Annotated in this window: 1 protein-coding gene and 1 pseudogene; both read left to right on the forward strand. The window is 52.4% G+C overall.

Features of this window, described 5'->3' with window-relative positions; translation table 11 throughout:
- Positions 1 to 194 (forward strand): annotated as a pseudogene (locus EAE89_RS23220) (hypothetical protein); the annotation flags it as partial.
- The coding region (tssD, locus tag EAE89_RS23225; RefSeq protein WP_214086692.1) for a type VI secretion system tube protein TssD at positions 160 to 496 on the forward strand (337 nt) is incomplete at its 3' end. The pseudogene EAE89_RS23220 and the gene tssD, both read left to right, overlap by 35 nt.

Here is a 496-nt window from a genome sequence, read left to right on the forward strand (position 1 = left end):
ATTCAACGGCTGCGGGGCGTGCTGCCAACCGCAGAGTTGAAATCCGTCTGGTACCTAACGCAGTCGCCTGCCAGCGACTGCAACAAGTGTCAGGCTCTTTATCAACAACAACGTCGCCGGTGCAGGCGACCTCACACACTCAAAAACAGGAGTCATATTATGGCTATCCCCGCTTATTTGTGGTTGAAAGATGACGGCGGTGCGGACATCAAAGGGTCTGTGGATGTACAGAACCGGGAAGGCAGCATCGAAATTGTGGCGCTGGAACATGCGCTGCATATCCCGACGGACAACAATACTGGCAAGCTGACCGGAACCCGCGTGCACGCGCCGCTAGTGTTCACTAAAGAAGTCGATTCTTCAAGCCCTTATTTGTATAAAGCGGTCACCTCTGGCCAAACCCTGAAATCAGCGGAAATCAAGTGGTACAAAATTGATGACGCGGGTCAGGAGAAGGAATATTTCAACACCCGACTGGAGAACGTGAAGGTGGTGA

Source organism: Photorhabdus heterorhabditis (assembly GCF_018448905.1).
Lineage (GTDB): Bacteria > Pseudomonadota > Gammaproteobacteria > Enterobacterales > Enterobacteriaceae > Photorhabdus > Photorhabdus heterorhabditis.